Annotated in this window: 21 protein-coding genes; 6 read left to right on the top strand and 15 right to left on the bottom strand. The window is 36.5% G+C overall.

The features are described from left to right. Positions 1–140 precede the first annotated feature (140 nt). Positions 141–908 carry a TlpA disulfide reductase family protein gene (locus tag O9307_RS09660; protein WP_298298334.1) on the bottom strand — a complete coding sequence of 256 codons (768 nt, stop codon included), beginning with the start codon at positions 906–908 and terminating at the stop codon, positions 141–143. A 229-nt stretch (positions 909–1,137) separates the two neighbouring features. After that, on the bottom strand, positions 1,138–1,635 hold the full coding sequence (locus tag O9307_RS09655) for a hypothetical protein (protein WP_024981996.1): 498 nt from the start codon (positions 1,633–1,635) through the stop codon (positions 1,138–1,140). Positions 1,636–1,774: 139 nt separating this feature from the next. On the opposite strand from O9307_RS09655, the gene der reads away from it, so the two are divergent. Beyond that, a complete protein-coding gene (der, locus tag O9307_RS09650; RefSeq protein WP_298298328.1) occupies positions 1,775–3,085 on the top strand; it encodes a ribosome biogenesis GTPase Der in 1,311 nt (436 codons plus the stop codon). Between the two features lie 45 nt (positions 3,086–3,130). Here the strand turns inward: der and O9307_RS09645 are convergent, their stop codons facing one another. After that, entirely contained in the window at positions 3,131–3,859 is a 729-nt protein-coding gene (locus tag O9307_RS09645; RefSeq protein WP_298298326.1) for a DUF2490 domain-containing protein, read from the bottom strand. A gap of 87 nt (positions 3,860–3,946) precedes the next feature. Between O9307_RS09645 and O9307_RS09640 the strand changes: the two genes are divergently transcribed. Further along, positions 3,947–4,735, top strand: a complete 789-nt coding sequence (locus tag O9307_RS09640) for an SDR family oxidoreductase (protein ID WP_298298323.1) — start codon at positions 3,947–3,949, stop codon at positions 4,733–4,735. Positions 4,736–4,811: 76 nt separating this feature from the next. Here the strand turns inward: O9307_RS09640 and O9307_RS09635 are convergent, their stop codons facing one another. The 6 genes from O9307_RS09635 to O9307_RS09610 all read right to left on the bottom strand — a co-directional run bounded on the left by O9307_RS09635 (position 4,812) and on the right by O9307_RS09610 (position 11,049). Continuing rightward, complete coding sequence (locus tag O9307_RS09635) at positions 4,812–7,370, bottom strand: TonB-dependent receptor (protein WP_298298320.1); 2,559 nt, start codon at positions 7,368–7,370, stop codon at positions 4,812–4,814. A gap of 371 nt (positions 7,371–7,741) precedes the next feature. Continuing rightward, positions 7,742–8,554 carry a TPM domain-containing protein gene (locus tag O9307_RS09630; protein ID WP_298298317.1) on the bottom strand — a complete coding sequence of 271 codons (813 nt, stop codon included), beginning with the start codon at positions 8,552–8,554 and terminating at the stop codon, positions 7,742–7,744. Positions 8,555–8,557: 3 nt separating this feature from the next. Then, positions 8,558–8,995: a TPM domain-containing protein gene (locus O9307_RS09625; protein WP_159682214.1), complete on the bottom strand. Its 438-nt coding sequence runs from the start codon at positions 8,993–8,995 to the stop codon at positions 8,558–8,560. Between the two features lie 58 nt (positions 8,996–9,053). Beyond that, positions 9,054–9,641, bottom strand: a complete 588-nt coding sequence (locus tag O9307_RS09620) for a LemA family protein (RefSeq protein WP_298298313.1) — start codon at positions 9,639–9,641, stop codon at positions 9,054–9,056. A 31-nt stretch (positions 9,642–9,672) separates the two neighbouring features. Further along, the gene (locus O9307_RS09615; RefSeq protein WP_298298310.1) at positions 9,673–10,005 is read right to left on the bottom strand and encodes a MerR family transcriptional regulator; all 333 of its coding nucleotides are present in this window, start codon (positions 10,003–10,005) and stop codon (positions 9,673–9,675) included. A gap of 66 nt (positions 10,006–10,071) precedes the next feature. Further along, on the bottom strand, positions 10,072–11,049 hold the full coding sequence (locus O9307_RS09610) for a M23 family metallopeptidase (RefSeq protein ID WP_298298307.1): 978 nt from the start codon (positions 11,047–11,049) through the stop codon (positions 10,072–10,074). Positions 11,050–11,246: 197 nt separating this feature from the next. Between O9307_RS09610 and alaS the strand changes: the two genes are divergently transcribed. The 4 genes from alaS to O9307_RS09590 all read left to right on the top strand — a co-directional run bounded on the left by alaS (position 11,247) and on the right by O9307_RS09590 (position 16,585). Continuing rightward, positions 11,247–13,877: an alanine--tRNA ligase gene (alaS, locus tag O9307_RS09605; RefSeq protein ID WP_298298304.1), complete on the top strand. Its 2,631-nt coding sequence runs from the start codon at positions 11,247–11,249 to the stop codon at positions 13,875–13,877. A gap of 249 nt (positions 13,878–14,126) precedes the next feature. After that, on the top strand, positions 14,127–14,870 hold the full coding sequence (locus tag O9307_RS09600) for a hypothetical protein (protein ID WP_298298301.1): 744 nt from the start codon (positions 14,127–14,129) through the stop codon (positions 14,868–14,870). A 126-nt stretch (positions 14,871–14,996) separates the two neighbouring features. After that, the gene (locus O9307_RS09595) at positions 14,997–15,962 is read left to right on the top strand and encodes a GSCFA domain-containing protein (RefSeq protein ID WP_298298298.1); all 966 of its coding nucleotides are present in this window, start codon (positions 14,997–14,999) and stop codon (positions 15,960–15,962) included. Between the two features lie 2 nt (positions 15,963–15,964). Continuing rightward, positions 15,965–16,585, top strand: coding sequence for a DUF4230 domain-containing protein (locus O9307_RS09590; protein WP_298298295.1), 621 nt, complete (start codon positions 15,965–15,967; stop codon positions 16,583–16,585). A gap of 204 nt (positions 16,586–16,789) precedes the next feature. Here O9307_RS09590 and O9307_RS09585 read toward each other — a convergent pair whose 3' ends face one another. The 6 genes from O9307_RS09585 to O9307_RS09560 form a co-directional block, all read right to left on the bottom strand. Further along, positions 16,790–18,553, bottom strand: a complete 1,764-nt coding sequence (locus O9307_RS09585) for an aromatic amino acid hydroxylase (RefSeq protein WP_298298293.1) — start codon at positions 18,551–18,553, stop codon at positions 16,790–16,792. A 538-nt stretch (positions 18,554–19,091) separates the two neighbouring features. Beyond that, complete coding sequence (locus tag O9307_RS09580; RefSeq protein ID WP_298298362.1) at positions 19,092–19,487, bottom strand: group III truncated hemoglobin; 396 nt, start codon at positions 19,485–19,487, stop codon at positions 19,092–19,094. A gap of 67 nt (positions 19,488–19,554) precedes the next feature. After that, a complete protein-coding gene (gene ilvA, locus O9307_RS09575) occupies positions 19,555–20,799 on the bottom strand; it encodes a threonine ammonia-lyase IlvA (RefSeq protein WP_298298290.1) in 1,245 nt (414 codons plus the stop codon). Positions 20,800–20,809: 10 nt separating this feature from the next. Next, complete coding sequence (locus O9307_RS09570; RefSeq protein WP_298298287.1) at positions 20,810–21,238, bottom strand: hypothetical protein; 429 nt, start codon at positions 21,236–21,238, stop codon at positions 20,810–20,812. Between the two features lie 305 nt (positions 21,239–21,543). After that, entirely contained in the window at positions 21,544–22,080 is a 537-nt protein-coding gene (locus O9307_RS09565) for a DUF4136 domain-containing protein (protein WP_298298284.1), read from the bottom strand. 171 nt (positions 22,081–22,251) lie between these two features. Continuing rightward, the gene (locus tag O9307_RS09560; RefSeq protein ID WP_298298282.1) at positions 22,252–24,237 is read right to left on the bottom strand and encodes a urocanate hydratase; all 1,986 of its coding nucleotides are present in this window, start codon (positions 24,235–24,237) and stop codon (positions 22,252–22,254) included. Positions 24,238–24,934: the final 697 nt, after the last annotated feature.

Below are 24,934 nucleotides of genomic sequence, written 5' to 3'. Positions count from 1 at the left end.
CCAGATCGTAATGGAAACCCCGGAGTACCAAAAACTAGTGGTTCTTGTGGTTGCAGAGCGACCAGCGGAAGCTCCTTCAAGCACATTAGAACCACAGTTTTTTGGAACGAGGAGTTGTAATGGAGAGCTGGAATGGCTACTTATTTAAGAGCTTCTTTTTGTAATGCAATGGCTAGTTCTTTAAAAGTAGTTACTTCTTTTGAGATTTTTCCTTGTTTGTTGATGATGATGTGGGTAGGAAATACCGAAATGCGTAAAGTATTTTTTATGAATAACGCTTGATTTGATACTACGGCATAGTTGAATTTCTTTTTGGTTAGGAAGCTCGATAATTTTTGACTGTTGTCATCGGCTAAACTTATGAATACAATGTCTGTTCTGGTTTTGTACTTCTCTACTAATGAATTGAGCTCAGGCATTTCTTCGATGCATTTTTGACAATGTAGGTTCCAACATTTTAAAACTATTATTTTGTTTTTTGTGTTCTCATTGTTGTATTTAACTCCTTTTAGATCTTTAAAGTTAAAATGTGGAATTGATGTGCCTTCTTTTTTGAAATTGTGGTAGGATTGTAAGCTTTCGTTTTTAATAGTGCTTGGTATGTTTGGATTGCAGTTTGGTTCTAATTTGAATAGTTGGTAAAATTGTTGACCGTTTTTTGATACTAATTGAATTGGAATGTATTTTCCTAATATTAGCTTTTTTAAGAAATTTTCTTTGTTGATGATTTTAGAGTTTTCGTCAATTGCTTTGAAGTCAGATGATAAAATAATAGTATTGTAGTGATAGGTATACCATTTCATAAAATCTTTCTGAATTAAATTTGGGTCAGTGTCTGGCATTCCGTACTGAGTAGTATTGGTGCAAGACGCAAAAAGTATAAATACTACTAGTAATCGGATTTTCATGAATTTTTGGTTTTAATAAACCCGTTGGGTGAAATTATTTTTTACCACATAGAATCATAGAATTTATAGTTTTTAAAAGAAACAAATAGACGTTTTACTATTCACATAGCTCATCTATTGTGAAAAATAGTGCTATTTCTATTTTTTCTATGTTGATTACTATTAATCTATGGCTCTATGTGGTTAAGTTTTTATTTTATTTGAATTTCACCCAACGGGTTTTTAATGATTAAGATTCAATTATTTTTAAAAACACTTTTTCTAAGTCGTTCATTTGTTTTTCGCCGTTGGATCGGATTTGTCGGGCGATGACATAGAGCAGAAACCAAGCGAAAATCATCATAGAAAGTACGATTAAATCCCATTGTGTGGATTCTTTGAGGACATAATGCGTGTAGGCAATGCCGCAAAACACGATGAAAGTACCTGCAATCATAAAATGCAGAAACATAAATAAGGTCCACAAAGTTGGGTCTGGCCCAAAGAGGCCACGGATATGGGTTTCGGTTTCGGATTTTTTTTCTAATTCGAGATGCAAATGGGGTGACCAATATCTTTTTTTATCACCTTTGATGTTGAGCCAAATGTGATAGCCTCTGATTTTGGCATAATAATCAGGGGATTTTTCATGAATGAATTTTTCGAATTTTGCGCGAACGGCGTCAGTGTTTTCGGTGATGTCTTTATAAAATCGTAGGCGTAATCTAATTTCGTTATCTGGGTCCATGGTTTTGGGATATTGGGTTTGGTATAGTTTAGTTGTGCTAATATATCAAAAAAATTGATTCTCATAGTTTTAAACACTACCTTTGCACGCCTTAACCGCAAAAGTGTGCGCTAAGGATAACTATTTGAATACGAATAAAATGAATAATATTGTTGCGATAGTAGGAAGACCTAATGTAGGGAAATCAACCCTTTTTAATAGGCTGATACAAAGAAGAGAAGCTATTGTAGATTCAGTTTCTGGGGTAACCAGAGATAGAAACTATGGTAAAAGCGAGTGGAACGGAAAAGAGTTTTCTGTGATAGATACGGGTGGATATGTCCGCGGATCTGATGATGTTTTTGAGGGAGAAATCCGCAAACAAGTTGAATTGGCAATAGATGAGGCCGATGTGATTGTTTTTGTGGTAGATGTAGAAGAGGGAATTACACCGATGGATGAAACGGTGGCAAAGTTGTTGCGTAAAGTGACTAAGCCTGTTTTATTGGCCGTGAATAAAGTAGATAATGCGATGCGTGAGAAAGACGCAGTAGAGTTTTATAATTTAGGATTAGGAGAGTATTTTACTTTTGCAAGTATTTCTGGAAGTGGAACAGGTGATTTGTTGGATGCTTTGATCGAAGCTTTTCCAGTAAAACCTGAGCCAGTGCAAGAAGAGGTGGTTTTGCCACGTTTTGCTGTGGTGGGTCGTCCGAATGCGGGAAAGTCTAGTTTTATTAATGCCTTGATTGGTCAAGATCGTTTTATGGTAACTGATATTGCAGGAACTACTCGAGATGCTATTGATACAAAATTTGATCGTTTTGGATTTGAATTTAATTTAGTAGATACTGCTGGAATTCGTCGTAAGGCCAAAGTAAAAGAAGACTTAGAATTTTATTCCGTAATGCGTTCCGTTCGTGCTATTGAACACGCAGATGTTTGTATTTTGGTGATTGATGCTACTCGTGGTTTTGAAGGACAGGATCAAAGTATTTTTTGGTTAGCTGAAAAAAACAGAAAAGGGGTAATCATTTTGGTTAACAAATGGGATTTGGTAGAAAAAGATACCATGTCTACTCGCGATTACGAAGAGAAAATTAAAAAGGAATTGATGCCATTTACAGATGTGCCAATTCTTTTTGTTTCGGCTTTGACCAAACAGCGTTTGTTGAAAGCGCTTGAGGCGACTGTAAAAGTGTATGAGGATAGACAACAAAGAATACCTACTTCTAAGTTTAATGAATTTATGTTGAAGGTTATCGAAGCATATCCACCACCAGCTACTAAAGGGAAATATGTGAAGATTAAATATTGTATGCAATTACCAACGGCTACACCGCAATTTGTATTTTTTGCGAATTTGCCACAATACGTAAAAGAACCTTACAAACGCTATTTAGAAAATAAAATTAGAGAACAATGGGATTTTTCTGGTGTTCCGATTGATATTTATATTCGAGAAAAATAATAAGTTTAAAAGACCAAAACATAAAAAGTGTTTTGGTCTTTTTTTTTATAAATGCATTTTATGAAAGATACTTACTCTTATGATGTCTCTATTGAAATAGTCGACCCCGCTAGGGCGTTGTTGAAAGCTTTTTAGATAGCCAAGTTCAATAGCAATGTTTTTGTTGATACCATATTGTAAGGCACCATAGATTCTATTTTGGTCGAAGGTGTTGTAGATGATACTTTTTCCAGCATTTAGCATAATCTCGTCGTATACAACTGCTTTGAGATATTGTTTTTCTTTTTCCCAAAACGGATATTCTGCTTGCAATCGGTAACGAAAACGCCAACTGAAGGTAGTGCCATCTATAAGTCCTGTTTTAGAAGCGTTGTGTATGAACCGTTCTTCAACCTGTAGTCTTTGGTTGAGGGTTATTTTTTTTAGATTGAACTTATACGTTACATCTTGTTGTCCTCTATATTCAGGAATTTCAAAATCAAAGTCTTGTTGTGGGTCTTGAGTATAAACAGAAAAGTAAGTGAAACCAGCTCCAGTTTCTATATTAGAATTCCATTTGTATCTGCCTTGGATTCTAAAGACAAATAGGTTTTCGGCAATTGGCTTCAAGAAAACACGATTGTCAAACTCTGTATGAATGGACCAATTGTCGTTTACCGTCAGTAAATTATAATACCGAGTCCAAAGAATGCTTTGGTGGTCAATGTTTTTTTCTGATTGCGAAAAGGAAAAAAAGTAGGATAAAAAGAGAAGAATAAGGAACTTTTTTTTCAAAATATTTTTTTTGTAAATGTAAGTCTACGAATAGAATAGTGCAAAAAAAATGTTTTATTTTATATCTTAGTAAAAAATCAAAATGTTATGAATGTAACTGGAAAAGTAATTTGGATTACAGGTGCTTCAAGTGGAATAGGGGAGGCATTAGCCTATGCTTTAGCTTCAAAACAGGCAAAGCTTATTTTGTCTGGGCGAAATCTTGAAGCATTAGAGCAAGTAAAGGAAAAGTGTAATAGCGCAGATGTTGTGGTACTTCCTTTCGATTTGTCTCATTTTGATTTATCCAAAAGTACTGTTTCTAAAGCCTTGCAATTTTTTGGTTCCATTGATGTTTTGATTAATAATGGTGGAATCAGTCAACGCTCCTTAATTGCCGAAACTGATTTTGAAGTAGATAAAAAATTGATCGAGGTCGATTATTTGGGAACGGTGGCTTTAACAAAAGCGCTTTTGCCGCATTTTATCCAACGAAAGAAAGGTCATTTTGTAACTATAACCAGTTTAATGGGGAAGTTCGGAAGCCCATATCGTTCAGGTTATTGTGGTGCAAAACACGCATTACATGGTTTTTTTGATGTTTTGCGTATGGAACATGAAAAAGACAATATCAAAGTCACGCTTATTTGTCCCGGCTTTGTACAGACAAATGTAGCTATAAACGCTTTAACTGCAAACGGAGAATCTCAAAAATCAAATGATGAAGCGACACAAAACGGAATGCCCGTGGATGTCTTTGCTTCTAAAATGATTAAGGCTATTGAAGCCAATAAATTTGAAGCTTATATTGGAGGTAAAGAAGTTTTAGGGATTTATTTAAAAAGATTTTTTCCAAAAATGCTTCATCATTTCGTTTTAGAGAGTAAAGTAAGATAGATGTTTATGATAAAGAGCCATCTAAAATAGTAATTTCAGACGGCTCAAAACCAAGTAAAAATGAAGTTCATTTACACTATAACGAATATTTTAAGGTTACTCCATACGTTCTTTGGTCACCAAGTACTGCTGCATAATGTCCTGAATTTCCACCAGCAGGCAGTAATTGCTCGTAGTAATCTTTGTTGAATAAGTTACGTCCCCAAATGTACGCCGACAAACCATCTGCAACACGGAACCCCAAACGACCATTAAATATAGCATAACCAGGTACCACCAAATATTTCGATGCAGAAGGGCTTGAAGAGAATTCAGAACGAGCAAAACTATCTAGGGCGATGAAGAATTTACCTATGCTTCCGAAGAATTTAGCATTTTTAGTGTATTCACCTCCAAGGCTTCCTGCCCATTTTGAAACTCCTGGCAAGTCTGTTCCAGAAACATCTTTAAACGATACCGTAGCTCCAGTTTCTTCTAGTGGCAATGGGGCGTTTGTGAATTTAACATATTTTCCATCGCTATAAGTACCAGCAGCGTTAAAGCTAAAGTGTTTGTTAAGTATAAAACTAGCATCTAATTCTATACCCTTTACTCTTACTTTGTCAGCATTGGCAAGGTAGCCACGATTTACACCCAATTCAGCCGCTTGCACGTTGGTTTGGAAATCTTTAATCTCAGTATTAAAGAAGGTCAAGTTCAAAACTGAATTTTTAATAGGTGAACTTTTTATACCGAATTCATAATGGTTAACGCTTTCAGGTTTAATAACTGCAAGGTCAAGAGCTGGTTGGCCAGCAATAGTCGGAAGTCCTGCTACATTCACACCAACCGGTTTATAGCTTTTTGCATAGGTAGCATAGGCATTGATTTTATCAGATACTTTGTAGTTCACGGTTAAATTTCCTGAAAAGTCTGTGTCATCAGTACTTGAAGTAAACGATTGGTCTGTATAAACTAATCTTTTAAGTGCAAGTAAAGCTGGGTCTGTTGTTTGAAGCCCTCCGTAGGTTTTACGGTCGTAATCAGCAGCTTTTTTGTTATAATTATATCGTAAACCTGGGAGTACGTGTAATTTTTCAGTGATTGCCCAGTCCAATTGAGTAAATACAGCGGCACTTGTTGAACGTACATTCGAGTTGGTTCTTATACCATATCCTTCAAAAAGACCTGGTGTTCTCCATAATGCGCTAGTGGTGCTTTGTGCAAATCGCCATTGTGCCTTTCCAGACTCTTCATTTCCTCTTACTTTTACTTCTTGGTCAATGAAAAACAGACCTACCACACCACTTAAAGATGAGGTTAATTGTCCTGCATAGCGAACTTCTTGCGTAAATTGAGTATGTCGGGCAGGGTTTTGTGATAATGCCAATACTTGTAAACCTGTAAAGTCTCTATCATTCGATGGGTCCCAATTCCAAAATCTCCAAGCTGTTGTTGAGGTAAGTGTTCCGCTACCAATTTTTGTATCAATATTTAAAGAGGCGCCACCTAAATCTTGTCCAGAGCGCCAAGGGGTGTCGTGGTCAATCTTACGGTCAAAAGCATTCAAGCTAGGAAGTTGGTAATTCAAGTCGGCAATAATAGCATTAAATTGACGGTAAGCCGCTCTTTGTGTAGGAGCAACGCCAGCCACTACTTGTGCATATCCGTCAGGACGCTGCAATGTGATATCTGCTGCGAATAATATATTTGTTCTATCAGTAGGAGTATAAAGTAATTGTCCTCTAATTCCTTGGTTATTTAGTGTATTAGTAGCTCTTCCAGTTACAACATTCTCGATTAATCCATCACGTTGAGTACCAGAGAATGATATTCTACCAGCAATTTTAGAACTCAAAGCTCCTGTAACAGAGGCTTTGGCTTGAATGAACTGGTAATTACCATAACTCACTTCAAAGTCAGCACCTGAAGTGAAACTAGGTTTGCGAGAAGTGATGTTAAATGCGCCCGAAGTTGTGTTTTTTCCAAACAAAGAACCTTGAGGACCGCGCAATACTTCGATTCGATCTACATCTATAAAATCTAAGGTTGTAGCGGCAGGTCTAGAGAAGTAAACACCGTCTACATAAAAACCAACACCTGGGTCAATACCGTCATTAGTCAGTCCAAAAGGAGATCCCAAACCGCGAATGTTAATTCCAGTATTTCTTGGATTGGAAGAATACAATTGGACAGACGGAACCAATTCTTTTAGACGATTCACGTTGAATGCCCCAGCTTGTTCCGCTTGTTTACCTGTTACAACTGAAATAGCAATAGGAATATCTTGAGCTTTTTCTATTCTTCGTCTTGAGGTAACCACTACCTCAGATAATACTTTTTCTTCTCCTGTAGAGATATTTATTTGTAATGGTTTTGCATTAGAAGGTAGTTCGGTGATTTTAATTTCTTTGTTATTAAAACCAGCGTATTGCACAATAATGTTAAATGGCAATGCTTTCGATTGAATGGAAAACTTACCATTAGCATCTGAAGTCGTACTATTGGTGGTTCCTTTTATAAATATATTGACACCTTCTATAGGCGCATTGTCATCGTTTCTAACTTCTCCCTCTAAAAGGCTTTGGCCATAGGAAGTTGAAAATAGTAAAATTAAGAGTAGGGTTGATAGTGTTTTTGTATAGATATTTTTCATTGTTATATAAATTACATGTAAGTAGTCGAATTAAAATATAAATTTTTATTAGGCTAGGCACATACACATCATACAATCACTGATTTTGATAATTGATACTTGTTTCTTTTTTAGCTTTTCCTTTGAATAAGCATTCTTTTGATTCGTTTTCATTGTAGTCTTATTTTGGGTTGAAAATATTTAGGAGCAAATATATATTATTAATTCTATAAAATTAGTAGAATTATTAAAATATTTTTTATCTAAAAACAAATCGCTGATTAATAAGGTGTTTTGGTTTGGTTTTAAATAAAAACAGCGCAATGAACCATCATTACGCTGTTTTTTTATGCTTTTGTGAATATGTTTTGACACCAAATTAGAAGTTTTACTTACCAACTTCCACTTGAGCCTCCACCAGAGAATCCGCCTCCGCCGAATCCGCCTCCGAATCCGCCACCGCCAAAACCTCCGCCAGATGAACCACCAAATCCGCCTCCGCCTCCGCGACCAAGGTTGCTCAAAATGATAACATCGAGTAGGCTAGGGCCGCCTCCGCCTCGGTTTCCAGAATTGCCTCCGCCTTTGTTTTTAGAGAAAATAATAATCAAGACGACAATAATGAAAATCAAAGGTAAAATGGGAAAACTTTTTCCTGAAGACTTTTTTCGTTCTCCTTTGTATTTGCCTTTGAAAACATCAAAAAGTGCGTCAGTTCCTTTGTCGATTCCTTTATAATAACTTCCTGCCTTGAATTCTGGAGTAATGATATTTCGGATGATTTCTCCTCCAATTCCAGCAGTTAGTCTGTCTTCGAGTCCGTAACCAGGATTAATGGCTATTTTTCTATCATTTTTAGCAATCAAAATGATGACACCATTATCTTCCTTGGCTTGTCCTATTCCCCAAGTATGTGCCCAATTGGTTGCCAGTTGATTGACATTTTCATTCTTCAGACTTTCAATAGAAATTACTACAATCTGAGTGGTAGTCGAATCCGAATAGCGAACTAATTTTTCTTCCAGTTGCGCTTTTTCTTCAGCACTAAATAAATTCGCATAATCGTAGACCGACGTTTGAAAACTAGGTTTTTCAGGAATAGTAAATTGTGCAAAGGTATACTGAAACGTTGAGACTGCTATAAGCAAAAGAAGAAATCGAAAAATCCCGTTGGAATTTGATGTTTTTATTTTGGAATTTTTCATAGGTTATCCTTTAGAAATTTCGTTCGACAATTCGTTGGTATCACCTTCTTGCCAAGGGAAGTATTTTTTGAGTTGTTCTCCAGCATTTAAAATGCCATCAATCAAACCTTGTTTGTAATTTCCTAATTTGAATTGGCTCACCATGGCATCGCGAGTGCAGTCCCAAAAATCAGGAGCTACTACATCGTTTATGCCTTTGTCACCACAAATCACAAAGGTTTTGTCATTCACTGCAAGATAAATGAGTACACCATTTTGTAATTCGGTAGCATCCATATTGAGTTCGTGAAAAACCTCCATAGCACGGTCATAAGCATCAAGAGAAGTGGTAGCTTCTATATGAACTCTAATCTCGCCCGAAGTATTTTTTTCGGCCACGCGAATGGCTTCTACTATGGCACTTTCCTCTTCTTTAGTTAAAAAGTCTTCTACTTTTGACATTTGTTTTGTTTTTTCAGTGGTATAAAAAAAGCCCCTCCTTCGGAGGGGTTGGAGAGGATTAGAATTTTACTTCCACAGGTTTTTCTGCGCCTTCAACAGCTTGGAAATAAGCTTTTTCTTTAAAGCCAAACATTCCAGCAAAAATAGAGTTAGGGAAGGTTTTTATGTGCGTATTGTAAGGTTTAACCGCTTCGTTAAAACGAGTTCTGGCAGTCAAAATTTGATTTTCAGTACTAGCCAATTCGTCTTGTAATTTCAAGAAATTTTCGTTTGCTTTTAAATCAGGATATTTTTCTACAGAAACCAATAATTTCGATAGTGAAGAGGAAACACCTGATTGTGCCGAGTTGAATGCGGTTAATTGTTCTGGGGTAATGTTGGTTGGGTCAACAGTAACCGAAGTAGCTTTTGCACGGGCTTCAATAACTGCCGTTAGCGTGCTTTTTTCAAAGTCAGCGGCGCCTTTTACAGTGTTTACTAAGTTGCCAATCAAATCGTTTCTTCTTTGGTACGAAGTATTGACATTACCCCATGCTTCGTTGATGGTTTGTTCGTAACCAACAGCCGTGTTGTTAATTCCTTTCACCCAGCTATAAATTCCAAATATTACTACAGCTGCAATAATCCAAGGCAAAAATCTTTTCATGTTTATTTAATTTAGTTGTTAATTTTAATTTTTAAAGTTCTGTTTTTATTTGTACTAATTGTGTTTTTATGGCTTCTAATTTTCGAATAATTTCAAATTTATCCAAGGTTTTCTTTTGTCCTTCTTTCAAATGGGTTTTAGCGCCTTCTAATGTAAACCCTCTTTCTTTGACCAAATGATAAATTAATTGTAAATTTTTGACATCTTCGGGAGTAAACATTCGGTTTCCCTTGGCATTTTTTTTAGGTTTTAAAATATCAAATTCACTATCCCAGAATCGAATCAAAGAGGCATTAACGCCAAAGGCTTTGGCCACTTCGCCAATGCTGTAATATCTTTTTTCTGGTGCTAATTCTATATGCATTTTTTACTCTCTTTTTATAAATTATAGTAGCTGATTACTTTTAAACGGAACACTTTTTTAAAAGCATTAATCCAGCGATTGATTTTCTTGGTTGGCAGCATTAGAAATGGCAACATATTCTACTGCAGAAATTGAACCATAATAAAAATTCAACGGATTCACTACTTTACCATTTTTATGCACTTCATAATGCAAATGCGGAGCTTCTGAACGTCCTGTGCTTCCTACATAGCCAATGATGTCTCCTCTTTTAACACGTTGTCCCGCTCTACACTTGTATTTACTCAAATGTGCATACAGTGATTCGTAGCCATAACCATGCCGAATTACAATATGATTCCCAAATCCAGAAGCCGAGTTGTCTGCCCTAACAACGATTCCATCACCACTTGCAAAAATTGGTGTCCCAGTTTTTGCCGTAAAATCCATTCCCTCATGCATTTTACGTGCTTTAGTAAACGGGTCGGTACGATAACCAAAACCAGAAGCAACATGTCTTAATTTTTCATTTTGAACTGGCTGAATGGCAGGAATACTAGCCAAAAAGTCCTGTTTGGCTTCTGCCAATTTCAAAATAGCATCTAAAGATTTTGATTGAATCGCTAATTGTTTGCTTAAAACATCCATCTTTTTGGTTGTACTGCTTACAAGTTCCGAATTGTTAAATCCTTGTAAGGTAGTATATCTATTTTTGTTTTTATAGCCCGATTTTCGTTCTTCATCAGAAATGGGTGCTGTGTTGAAATACGTTCTGTATAAATTATTATCACGTTCAGCTATTTGTTCTGCAACTCCTTGTAATTGCTCCAGTTTTTTATTTAAAATGGCATAATTCAACCTCAAGTTTTCAATTTCCCTTTCTTGAATTCTGTCATTGGGGGTTTTGAAATAAGGAACATTCAATAAAGCAACAAAAGATAGAAATCCAAAAAGGGCGGCAGCCACTAGAAACAAGACGGCAAAACCGAATTTCTTACTTTTTTTAGTGGTAATTTTTCGATATGCTAATTTTTCGGAATCGTAATAATATTTTACTTTCGCCATAGTTTAAAATACCCTATTTTTGCAACTTGTAAAAAAGTTAGTCGAACAAATTTAAGAAATGTTTCAAATGTTCTTCTTTTTTTTACCATAAATAAAATAATTAGAAAAAGTAGTCTTTGTAGCCTACTGATAAACAGGAAACTGTTCTTTTTTCTAAATTATTAAATCAACTCAAGACCAATTTCGCATCGAATACTATGAAATCACAAGACGTACGTAAACAATTTTTAGATTTTTTTGAAAGCAAAGGACATTTAATTGTTCCTTCGGCGCCTATCGTTCTTAAAGACGACCCAACCTTAATGTTCAACAACTCAGGAATGGCGCAATTTAAAGAATATTTTTTGGGTTTAGGAACGCCAAAAAGCCAGCGTATTGCGGATACTCAAAAATGTTTGCGTGTTTCAGGAAAGCATAATGATTTGGAGGAAGTTGGTATTGATACATATCATCACACGATGTTCGAAATGCTAGGGAATTGGTCATTTGGAGATTATTTCAAAAAAGAAGCCATTCATTGGGCTTGGGAATTGCTAACAGAAGTTTACAAAATAGACAAAGACATATTGTATGTAACTGTTTTTGAAGGAAGCGTTGAAGAAAATGTTCCTTTCGACCAAGAAGCCTATGATATTTGGAAAACTTTAATCGCTGAAGACCGAATTTTATTAGGAAATAAAAAAGACAATTTCTGGGAAATGGGAGACCAAGGTCCTTGTGGTCCTTGTTCCGAAATTCACGTAGATATTCGTTCTGCCGAAGAAAAAGCAGCAATTGATGGTAAAGAATTAGTAAATGCTGATCATCCTCAAGTGGTGGAGATTTGGAATAATGTATTTATGGAGTTTAACCGTAAAGCGGATGGTTCTCTTGAAAAATTACCAGCACAACACGTAGATACAGGTATGGGATTCGAACGTCTTTGTATGGTTTTACAAGGGGTTCAATCGAATTATGATACGGATGTGTTTACCCCAATTATCAGAGAAATCGAGACGATTACTGGTACAACATATACCATCAAAGCGTCCAATGAAGAAGAAGAAAAAATAAATATTGCGATTCGTGTGATTGCAGATCACGTTCGTGCTGTTGCTTTTGCAATCGCCGACGGACAATTGCCATCCAACACAGGTGCAGGATATGTTATTCGTAGAATTTTACGTCGTGCTATTCGCTACGGTTTTACTTTCTTAAATACCAAAGAACCTTTTATCTATAAATTAGTAGATACTTTAAGTGCTCAAATGAGTGCTTCTTTCCCTGAAATTCGTTCACAAAAATCATTATGCTCTAACGTAATTCGTGAAGAAGAAAGTTCCTTCTTGCGTACGCTAGATCAAGGTTTGGTTTTGTTGGACGTAGTGATTGCTAACAATCAAGGCACTGTAATTGATGGTAAAAAAGCTTTTGAATTGTATGATACCTATGGTTTCCCAATCGATTTGACAGCATTGATTTTATCTGAAAAAGGGTTGCAATTAGACGAAAAAGTCTTTGAAGAACAATTACAATTGCAAAAAGAACGCTCTCGTGCGGCTTCAAAAATGACAGCAGGCGATTGGAATGTAATTGTAGAAGATGATATTCAAGAATTTGTAGGCTATGACCGTTTGCAACACCAAGTAAAAATCACAAAATACCGTAGAGTAGAGAGTGTAAAAGTAGGGGAAATCTTTCAATTAGTTTTTAATTCTACTCCTTTTTATGGGGAAAGTGGAGGACAAACTGGCGATAAAGGCTATTTAGAAGCTAGTAATGGAAACATCACTTACATCATCGATACCAAAAAAGAGAACAATCAAACGATTCACTTGGCAAAATCATTGCCAGAAAATTTAACCGACACTTTCCAAGCGATTGTAGATGTAAAGCAAAGAGCAAGAACGTCTTCTAATCATACTGCAACCCACTTGTTGCATCAGGGATTACGTAAAGTTTTAGGAACGCATATTGAACAAAAAGGCTCTATGGTGCGTTCGGCTTCTTTGCGTTTTGACTTTTCTCACTTCTCTAAAGTAACAGACGAAGAATTGAAAGAAGTAGAAAACTTTGTTAATGCAAGAATTCGCGAAAGTTTACCATTAATCGAAAAACGTGGAATTGCTAAAGAACAAGCGCTAGAAGAAGGAGCTATTGCTTTGTTTGGAGAAAAATACGGCGATTTGGTTCGAATGATTAAGTTTGGTGATTCTGTTGAACTTTGTGGAGGAACTCACGTGGCGAATACTTCTGAGATTTGGCATTTTAAAATTGTTTCTGAAGGAGCAGTGGCAGCAGGAATTCGCCGAATTGAAGCGATTACAAGTGAAGCAGCTAAGGATTTCTTTGAATCACAATTGATTACTTTTGGAGAGATGAAAGAAGTGTTGAAAAATGCTGTTGACCCTATAAAAGCGATTCAAACACTGCAAGATGAGAATGCTTCTTTGAAAAAGCAGATAGAAGCGTTGCTAAAAGACAAAGCCAAGAATATGAAAGGCGAATTAGCAGCTGCTTTTCAAGAAGTAAACGGTGTAAAATTCTTAGCGCAACAAGTAGATTTAAATGCAGAAGGTGCTAAAGACTTAGTTTACGAATTAGGAAATTTAGGTAACAATATTTTCATTGTTTTGGCTACTGTAAATGAAGACAAACCAATGTTGACTTGCTATATTTCTAAAGAATTAGTAGCTGATAAAAACTTAAACGCTGGACAAGTGGTTCGCGAATTAGGAAAATACATTCAAGGAGGCGGAGGAGGACAACCGTTCTTTGCTACAGCTGGTGGAAAGAACGCAGCTGGTGTTCCTGAAGCTTTGTCGAAAGCGGTTGAGTTTTTGAACTAAAAGCTGCTGTATTTATAGTTGTTAATTGAGGAATTACCCCCTTTAGTAATCGTTTTGTTAAAGATTACTAAAGGGGTTTTCTGTTTTGAAGGTTTTCAAAATAAAAATTAAAACTAATAATCAAATCATTAGCAATTGTTTATGTTTCTTTGTTTTATTTTGTAGGTATGTTTTTATAAATTTTAAGATTAATAAGTTGTGTTTTGTTTTTTTTATGGTTTTTTTTGCAAAAAAAATACACACATAATAATGAAAAAATTACTTTCTCTAGTTGGTGCTACTTTGTTAGTACTTACATCTTGTTCTAATGATGATTCTAATTCATCAAATCCAACAGCTACAATATTGGTAAAAAAAACGTCTACTGTTAATAACGGCAAAACTTATACTGAAGATTATGCCTACAGTGGTAATAAAATAGTAAGTATAGTTGATAATGATGGAAATAAAACAGCCTATACTTATACTGGAGATGTTATAACAAAAATTGTTGACACTGATAATAAAGGAGTTGTAGATTACACATCGGATTTTGCATACACAAATGGTAAGCTTACGTCTATGATAACTTTTGAGCCTGGAGCACAGTACAAGTATAAAACTAAATATGTTCATAATACTGACGGTACTATTTCCTTTGAAGAGTTTAGAATTTCTGTTGCAACAGGTGTTGAACAAGAATATGGTTCAATTGGGAAATACACCTACAAAGATGGTAATTTAAGCAAGAAAGAAAGATCATATTATGGTTCTGAGAGTATTACATCATACGAATATGATACCAAAAATAATCCTTTTAAAAATGTACTTGGTTTTAATCTTTTGATAGATAATGAATATTATTCTATTAATAATGTTGTTAAAATAACTTATTCTAACTCTAATGAAGTGTTTTCAAACACTTATATCTATAATGCTGATGGTTTTCCAACCGAGCAAAAAGCCTTTCGTAATGGAGTTTTAGCAGATGGTATAACTACATTCATATACTAATATTTTTAATATTTAGTCAAATAGAATTAACTTAAATCCACAACTATTCCGTTTCAAAATTGGAGTAGTTGTGGTTTTCTATTTTAAAGATTTTTATTTCGTATTTTTGGAATATTAAAATTAGAAATGAACTTTACAACGAAAATACCCATTCCCCAAAATATTAATTTTATAGAATATCGCTCCAAAATTCTTTTATTTGGCTCTTGCTTTGCTGAAAACATAGGAGAAAAATTGCGCTATTATAAATTTCAAACCCAAGTGAATCCTTTTGGGATTATTTTCAACCCATTTTCTATAGAAAAGCTCATAGAAAGAGTGGTGTTACAACGCCATTTTACCAAGAGCGATATTTTTTTCTTCAATGAAAGATGGCATTGTTATGAAGCACATTCTGAGTTAAGTCATCCAGATTCCGAAGTAGTATTGAGCAACTTGAACCGAATTCTTTCCGACACCCAAAAGCAATTACAGCAAGCGACCCATATTATTTTTACCTATGGTACTTCGTGGGTATATCGCCATATTGAAACCAACAGTATTGTAGCGAATTGTCATAAAGTGCCACAAAAGCAATTTACCAAAGAGTTGTTGTCGATTGATAGCATCCAAAAATCGATTCAAAATACAATCTCTTTGATTGCAACCCTAAATCCCAAATGTAATTTCATTTTTACTGTTTCACCCGTTCGCCATCTTAAGGACGGTTTTGTCGAAAATCAAGTAAGCAAAGCGCATTTAATAGCAGCTATTTATAGCTTTTTACAAGAATCGGAAGTAGTTCCCCCTTCGGGGGCTAGGGGGATTTTTCCTTCATACGAAATTATGATGGACGAACTTAGGGATTACCGATTTTATGCCGATGATATGATGCATCCTAGCGGATTAGCGATTGATTACATTTGGGAACGATTTACGACGACTCAAATTGACGCCAATGCAATAGCTACAATGGAATTGGTTCAAACCATACAAAAAGGCTTGGCGCATCGTCCTTTTAATCCAAATTCTGAAAGCCATCAGAAGTTTGAGGCGAACCTGAAAGAAAAAATAGCTACATTAGAGGCACAGTATTCATTTATAAAATTTTAGTTATGTTGAAACGCATTTTAATTGGAGTTGGAGTAGTAGTCATTGGCTTGTTATTGTTTAAATACTGCGATTTTAAAAAAGAAAAAGAAGACGAATTCGATTACAATACGAATCTCATTCAGCAACAAATCCTAAATGTGGGGAAATTGGTGGTGACCGAAGGCCATTTTTCGGAAGTCATCACGTTTAAGAATTCGAATAAGTACTTTTTGGATATGATTTCTTTTGAAAAGAAGGCGATTGTGATTGTGAATGCCAAAGTAACACTGGCTTATGATTTACATCAAATGAAATATGATATCGATGAAAAGAACAAAACCATAACGATTCTTTCCATTCCAAAAGAGGAGATTTCGATTTATCCTGACATCCAATATTATGATGTGGAGCAAAGCAAACTCAACGAATTTACTGGAGATGATTACAACAAAATTAACAAAACCGTACGAGCTAATTTGGCTAAAAAAGTAGACAAATCTACTTTGAAAATTAATGCTAAAAATCGTTTGGTAAGCGAAATTTCCAAAATGCTCATCTTAACCAATTCTTTAGGCTGGAAACTACAATACAATGGTGAAGTCATCGAAACCGAAAGCCAGCTAAAACAGGATTTGAAGTTGTAAGACAAAAATAAATTCCAAAAAATAAATTCCAAATTCCATAAAAAAGTTTACATTGAAAGGTGTGTTTTAAAAATTAAACCGCAAATTCACAAATTTATGTTGAAATATAAATTTGCGAATTTGCGGTTGATTTTTGCTCTTTGATTTGCCAGCTGTCGTTTAGGTGGAAGCTTTGAAAATCTGTGCAATTTGTGTTTGTCTATTTTACTGAATCGTTTCCTCTTTTTCAAAAATCAATTCCAAACCATTCGAAATTAATTTGGCTACTTCAGGGCGTTGCTTTTTAAGATTTTCTAAATGTGCAAGAACGTCCGAAAGTAATTGCGTTTCGTTTCTTGCTTTTGAAAGTTCTGCCAATTCAACACTAAGCAACCAGTCATTTGAATGTTCTTCTTTTAATTTGTCAAAAATTGGAGCCAATGATGTTGTTGTGTCTTTGGTCTCACGGATATTACGAACGGTATGATACAATACTTCTAAGGCATCTCTTTCTTCTGAGGTTGAAGCTTTGATGGTTTTGCTACTCGGTACGTGAGCAATTAAATCAAAACTATTTACATCCGCAGGGCCAGAAAAAGCAGAAACTAATTTCTTGCCTACAGCCATATCATAAGTTCCCCATTCTGGTTGAAAAAGAACTGTTTCGCCGTGAGTAACCGTACAGTTTTTGAAAGAAATCAAGATAATTTCACCGTGAAGATTTCTTTTCCCAGTTATGATTTCCCCAACTACTTTGATGTTGCCTTCAAACTCCAAAGTGGCGGTTTCTCCTTCGTAAATGTCGTATGCTTTTAAGTCACGTGGACTCATATCTTCAATTGCGAGGTTGATGCCTTTGAGTTTTCCGATGGGGCTACCAAATCCTTCTTGGTGAGCAGCAGTTCCGTGTCCTACTAATTCTTTCTCTCGGTTCGCCAAGGCTGTTTTTCCAGTGGTTTGTAGGTAAATGGGTTTGCCTTCATATTCAATCACGTTGGTAAAAACACCCGAGATTTGTAAACCAGTACTCAATTCTACAGTTCCCAAAGCTTTAGAATCGATGAGTTTTTTGATGCCTGATAAACCGCCTGTTCTCAAAGCCATCGTATTGGCAAATTCTTCTAGGATTAAGCTCAAATAAGCGAAATCAGGAGTTACATAGAGTTGAGGTTGCACTTTGGTGATGTCAAAACTTTGTTGCGCTGCGCTAAAAGTGTACGGTATTTTTTTGACGTTATCGGTCATACACCAAGCGCTTTCTCCAATTGAGGAAAGCAAACCAGCGCCGTATATTTTTGGGTTTTCAAGTGTGCCAATTAAACCGTACTCCACGGTCCACCAATGCAAGTTTCGGATTTGAGCCATTTCAGAAAGTTCACCCATATTGTTTTGCAAATCTTCTACTGCCTTTTCAGCAGCTTCAATTTCGCTTTGTGGCGTTCCCTCGGCTTCTTTTAAAATCGAAAGCAGACGAATGGCTTCATACATTTCGTAATCTTTATGCGAAGAAATGGCTTTGCAACCAATTTCACCAAAACGTCGCAAGTATTCCGCATATTCTGGATTGGCAATAATAGGAGCGTGTCCCGCACCTTCGTGAATGATATCTGGCGCTGGTGTGTATTCGATGTGTTCTAATTGACGAATATCTGAGGCAATCACCAGCACATTATAGGCTTGGAATTCCATAAAAGCGTTGGGTGGAATAAAACCGTCTACGGCAACCGCTGCCCATCCAATTTCGGACAATATGCGATTCATACCGTACATACTCGGAATGGAGTCGATTTCGATGCCTGTTTTCTTTAATCCTTCGAGGTAGGAGCTGTGAGCGACCTTGGATAGGTAATCCACGTTTTTGCGCATTACATAGCGCCAAACGGCTTGGTTGATGGGCGTGTAATCTTCATAATTTTGTGGTTTGATAAACTGTTTCAAATGTTTCGGTAATCGCTCGATTAGGGGATTACTTTCTATTTTTGCATTCATATCGAAATCGGTATAGTTTTTTGTAAAAATACAATTTCGAATGATTATTTGTAGTTTTTTATTCGGAATTTTTAGTAAACCAAGTGTTTTTATAGGATTTTAACAATGGTTTACTTTTTAAAAATTGTCCCAATGAAAGTCCTTTAGCCCCGACAGTAGTGAAAATCCTTTGGTGCCGGGGTTCGGTACCAAAGATTATAGCGGATGGCGGGAACCCATACTGGCTGACAATGCCTTTTGTTTTGCTCCTGATTGTATGGCTAATTTTCTTAGACACAGATAACACAGATTTTCACAGATTAAAAACTGTGTGTCTTGTAACTATTCAGCTCGTTTTGCTTTCAATTGGCTCCAGCTTTAGCTGGAGTAATGGGGTATGGATTTGGGTTGGCTTTAGCCAAATAAATCAGCTAATTTTGGCTAAAGCCTTTAAAATATTCAAATTTCACTCCTCCAGCTAAAGCAGGAGGCAATTGAAGTCCAAAAAAAACAACTGAAAAATTTCCTGATTTTGTATGCTTTTGTCTAGGAAACAGTACTATTTCAATTGCTCTCTTTCAGCCTTCCTAAAATACTCAATCTTATAGTTGAACATTTCAGCCATATTTTTGGCTCTTAGTTTGGCTTCATCGGCCAATGGGCCTACAAATAAACTGTCGAGCGTGGTGGTGAAAATCGCCATCCAGCGGTCGAAATGGGTTTTGTCTACGGGCAATTGTTTGTGCGGCGGAAATGGACTTCCCGAATAGGTATGGACTTCGAGTAAAATAGTTTGCCAAAAGCGATACATTTTCTCGAGATGTTCTGGCCAGCGATCGCCTATTTTTTCGTTGAAAACGGGGCCAATGGCAGCATCTTCTCGAACATTGGTGTAGAAGGTATCGACCATTTTTTTGATGTCGTTTAGGTCTTGTATGTCTTGAGTGGGCGTCATAACAGTTTTGAAATTGAGTTTCAAAGGTACTTTTTTACTGGAAAAGGTGGTTGTTTTTTAGTTTCTTTTAACCAATGAGTTGGGTAAAAAGATCTTGTTTTTCGTTGAGGTATTGGTACTCGAACCCCATTTTTTTCATATTGTCTTTGATGACTAAAATGTCGTTTGGATTTTTCACTTCTAGACCTACCACAACGGAGCCAACTTCTCGACTGTTCTTTTTGGCAAATTGGAAATAGGTGATGTCGTCGTCGGGGCCTAAAATGGTATTGACAAATTCTTTGAGTGCGCCAGGACGTTGCGGAAATTGTATCATGAAATAATGCATCAATCCTTCATAAAGTAAAGAACGTTCCTTGATTTCGGCGGTGCGTTCAATATCGTTATTACTGCCGCTTACGATACAAACTACGGTTTTTCCTTTGATTTGCTCTTTATAAAAATCCAATGCTGCAATGGTCAAAGCGCCTGCGGGTTCTACCACCATTGCTTCTTCGTTGTACAAACGCAAGATAGTGGTGCATACTTTCCCTTCGGGAACTAGGACGATATCGTCAAGGTTTTTTTGGCAAATGGCAAACGTTTGGTTCCCCACTTGTTTTACTGCCGCGCCGTCTACAAACTTGTCTATAGTGTCTAAAGATGTATTGGCTCGATTGGCAATCGATGTTTTCATCGAAGGAGCACCTTGCGGTTCAACGCCAATGATTTTGGTATTAGGACTTAAGTGTTTGAAAACGGTAGATAGGCCAGAAGCTAGTCCACCACCGCCAATGGGAACAAAAACATAATCGATAGGTTGTTGGTAATAATCTAGGATTTCAAGTCCTACGGTACCTTGACCCGCAATGACTTTTTCATCATCAAAAGGATGAATGAATGCTTTTTGGTTGTCCTTGGCGTCGGCAACCGCTTTGGCATAGGCATCATCAAAGGTATCGCCTGTCAATACAATTTCGACCCACTTTTTGCCAAAAAGTTGTACTTGTTTAACTTTTTGATTGGGTGTGGTTTTGGGCATGTAGATTTTGCCTTGAATTTGTAAAAGATGACAAGAATACGCCACACCTTGCGCATGATTTCCTGCGCTCGCGCAAACAATGCCGTTTGTTTTTTCGCTTTCGGTTAAGGATTTCATTTTGTTGTAAGCACCTCTGATTTTATAGGAACGCACCACTTGAAGGTCTTCTCTTTTAAGTAAAATCGTAGCCTCAAACTCTTCTGAAAGGTTAAGATTTTCGGTTAATGGTGTTGCGGGAATTACTGTAGCTAGTTCTTGTTGCGCTTGTTGTATGGATTGAAATAAGTTCATTTTATTTTTTTTAATTGAATTGTAATGTTGATTGTGTTAGGGTGTTTTGTAAGGTGTAAAAGTGCTCATTGGCTATTTTGCCACAGCAAATCCAGTACTCCTTTTCTTGAAATAGATAATAAATAGGAAAGCGTGTAATTTGCTTTTTAAGAATTATCGGGATTTTAAAAAGTAGGATTTGATGGGTTTCTAGTTCCTTTTGATTTTGGGAGTAACAACAAAAAACCTCGATAATTCGTTCCAAAATTGCCACTATGGTTTTGCTATTCGTTTCGTCATCCCAATAGCCAATGCTGATTTTGTACAATAAAGTCTGTTCACAATTGTTTACACAAAAATGGTCAATTTTTATTTTTTTTCGAGTGAATATAAGAACAATTTTACTGATTAGTGTTTCTTCTTTTTCGCAAAATAGCGTTAGGGTTATTTTTTCTTTCATTGTAATTGTGGTTCATTTTTAGTCAAAAAAAAACCTTTCTCAAGTGACGAGAAAGGTTTCATAGTTATGCATAACATCCTAACTCGTCAACAAAGACGAATAATAATGATGCTAATAATACTAGTGTTTTGTGTCATATTTTAAAAAAAAACCTCCCAATTGGGAGGTTCATATATTTGTTATTGATATACAGCACCTCTCATTCTCATCGAATGATAATTGAAATGATGCTAATAATACTGTTATTGTTTTTCATATAAAAATGTGATGGCGCAAATATAAACAAATAAGTTATTCACCACGATTTATTTTTTCACAGGAGGATATTGTGCTAAAATTTTTCCAACAAATTCAGCTACTACTTCGTCTTTTTTGTCCGTGTTTTTAGTTAAGGTTCCGATACCTTCACCTTGCCAAATCATTTCTTTCTTTTTGGCATCGATAAGGTCAATATACAAGGTGCCTTCGGTAGAAGTAGAAACGGTGGTTTGGTTACCGCCCATCATCCAAGGATTCCAACCCCAGCCCCAGCCGTAACCCCAACCTGCGTTGAATTGGTTTACGTTGACTTGCTCTCTTGATTTGGTAAAAATATTGATTAACAAATCGGGCGTTTCGCTTTTGGTAAATCCTTTGGCAGCCATTTGTTGGTCAATCGCTCTCAAAATACGTTTTTTATCCAGATCAGAAATTTCTACTTTATCAATGCCCGCTTTGTAATACGCATAAGTTTTATAAGGAGAAAAATCAACATTTTTGTCGTAATCCGAATACACTTTAACCGAACTACAAGAACTAAAAAAAACAACTAGCACTAAGGCAAATAATGATATTGGTTTCATAAGAATATTATTTAAGTTATATTTTCTATTTAAGCTGTAAAATAAGCTGTTTTCAGTCCAAGATGATTTTTTTTAACATTAGATTATAATTATCAAAATGTTTTTGTTTAAAATCACAATCACCTTTCAAAAAAACGTATTTGATATCAAGATTTCAAAGGAAATCCTATATCATAGCAAATAATCTTCAACTGCATTCGGAAGTGTCACTTTTAGTAAAGGTTCTACTTCCATAGCGCGTTTGATGGCAAAAATCGCTCCTTCGTTACGCGCCCAGCTTCTGCGAGAAATTCCGTTGTTGACATCCCAAAATAGCATTGAAGTCAAACGTTTTGAAGCTTCTTTTGAACCATCAAGAACCATACCAAAGCCACCATTGATAACTTCGCCCCAGCCAACACCGCCGCCATTGTGGATAGACACCCAAGTAGCGCCACGGAAACTATCGCCAATCACATTATGAATGGCCATATCAGCGGTAAATCTTGAACCGTCATAGATATTCGACGTTTCTCTATAAGGCGAATCGGTTCCTGAAACATCGTGATGGTCACGGCCTAAAACCACATAACCAATTTCGCCTTTGGCAATCGCTTGGTTAAACGCTTCGGCGATTTTAGTACGTCCTTCGGCATCAGCGTATAAAATTCTCGCTTGTGAACCTACGACCAATTTATTTTCTTGAGCGCCTTTAATCCACTGAATGTTATCCTGCATTTGTTGCTGGATTTCTATAGGGGAGGTTTCAATCATTTTTTCTAAAACCGCACAAGCAATAGCATCTGTTTTGGCCAAATCTTCTGGTTTTCCTGAAGTACAAACCCAACGGAAAGGACCAAAGCCGTAATCAAAACACATCGGGCCCATAATATCTTGAACGTACGAAGGATATTTGAACTCTCTACCAAGCGTTGGATTTTCAGCCATCACATCGGCTCCTGCTCTTGAGGCTTCTAGCAAAAAGGCGTTGCCGTAATCAAAGAAATAGGTGCCTTTTGCAGTATGTTTGTTGATTGCCGCTGCGTGACGACGCAACGTTTCTTGTACTTTTTCTTTAAAAAGTTCCGGTTGGTTCGCCATCATTTCATTGGCTTCTTCAAACGATATGCCCGCAGGATAATACCCGCCAGCCCACGGATTATGTAAAGAAGTTTGGTCAGAACCTAAATCTATATGCATGTTTTCTTGGTCAAAACGCTCCCAAACATCCACTACATTACCTAAGTAAGCAATAGAAACGGTTTCGTTATTGGTTTTTGCCAAGGCTACACGTTGCACTAAAGCGTCTAAATCTTCAATCACTTCATTAATCCAACCTTGGCTGTGACGAATGTGGGTAATTTTCGGATTTACTTCGGCGCAAACGGTGATACAACCCGCAATATTTCCCGCTTTGGGTTGCGCGCCACTCATTCCTCCCAATCCAGAAGTTACAAATAAACCTCCTTTTGGATTCTTTTTAATTTTTCTAAAACCATTCAAAACCGTGATTGTCGTTCCGTGCACAATCCCTTGTGGTCCAATATACATATAACTTCCAGCCGTCATTTGTCCGTATTGCGAAACGCCCAAGGCATTCATTTTTTCCCAATCGTCTGGTGCCGAATAATTCGGAATCACCATCCCGTTCGTTATCACCACTCTCGGCGCCTCTTTGTGCGAAGGGAACAATCCCATCGGGTGGCCAGAATACATCGTCAACGTTTGTTCATCGGTCATTTCCGACAAGTATTGCATCGTCAAAAGGTATTGTGCCCAATTTTGAAACACCGCGCCATTTCCGCCATAGGTTATCAACTCGTGCGGATGCTGCGCCACGGCATAATCCAAATTGTTTTGAATCATCAACATAATAGCTTTCGCTTGCTCGCTTTTTCCCGGATATTCGTCAATCGGACGTGCGTACATTTTGTAATCAGGACGAAAACGGTACATATAAATGCGCCCGTATTGCTCTAATTCGTCCGAGAATTCAGGTACTAATTCCGAATGATGTTTCGGGTCAAAATAACGCAACGCATTGCGCAACGCCAACTTTTTCTCTTCTGCCGTTAAAATCTCTTTACGTTTTGGCGCGTGATTTATGGCAGCATCATACGGCTTAGGTTGTGGTAAAATATCAGGAATTCCTTGTTGAATTTGTTCTTTAAATGTCATCTTTTTTTTGTTTTTACAATCGAAAATAAAATAATAGTGATACCCATTGCATGAAATTATTTTTACCACATAGAATCATAGAATATATAGTTTTTTAAAAGAAGTCAATAGACGTTTTACTATTCACATAGCTAATCTATTGTGAAAAATAGTGCTATTTCTTTTTTTTCTATGTTGATTTGCTAGTAATCTATAGCTCTATGTGGTTAAGTTTTTGTTTTATTTAAATTTCACCCAATTGGCTAATTGCGATACTTTTTAGTAAGATTTGGGCGAGACCCAAATACCCCAAGTGGCCTATGCAGCGTTGTCGTGAGTCGGCCACTTGCGGTATTACGGTCGGGCTATCCACGCTACTTCGGTAGCCAGTTCCTATCCCTCTCGCAGTCCGTAGACCAAGGACTTTTTGCTTCCAAAACTACTTAGGTATATATCATCACCCTCTAGTTCACTGTCATAAAGTTAAGAGATTTTAGATTGAAGATTAACGATTCTTGATTTTAGATTTTCGAGCAAGTGAGTAAAAATTATATGATTTTCAGTATCTTATACATCGACAATCAAAAATCGTTAATCAAAAATCAGCAATCATTTTATCATTTAATCCTCAAGCTAATGGCATTGTCTTCGCCCTCTAGTTGGTTAAAACCGACTAAGGATACCTAATATCCGACCGATGGTAGGACTTGTAAATTTT

The organism is Flavobacterium sp., from assembly GCF_027531905.1.
Taxonomy (GTDB): Bacteria; Bacteroidota; Bacteroidia; order Flavobacteriales; family Flavobacteriaceae; genus Flavobacterium.
This window is presented reverse-complemented; position numbering and strand designations above follow the sequence as displayed.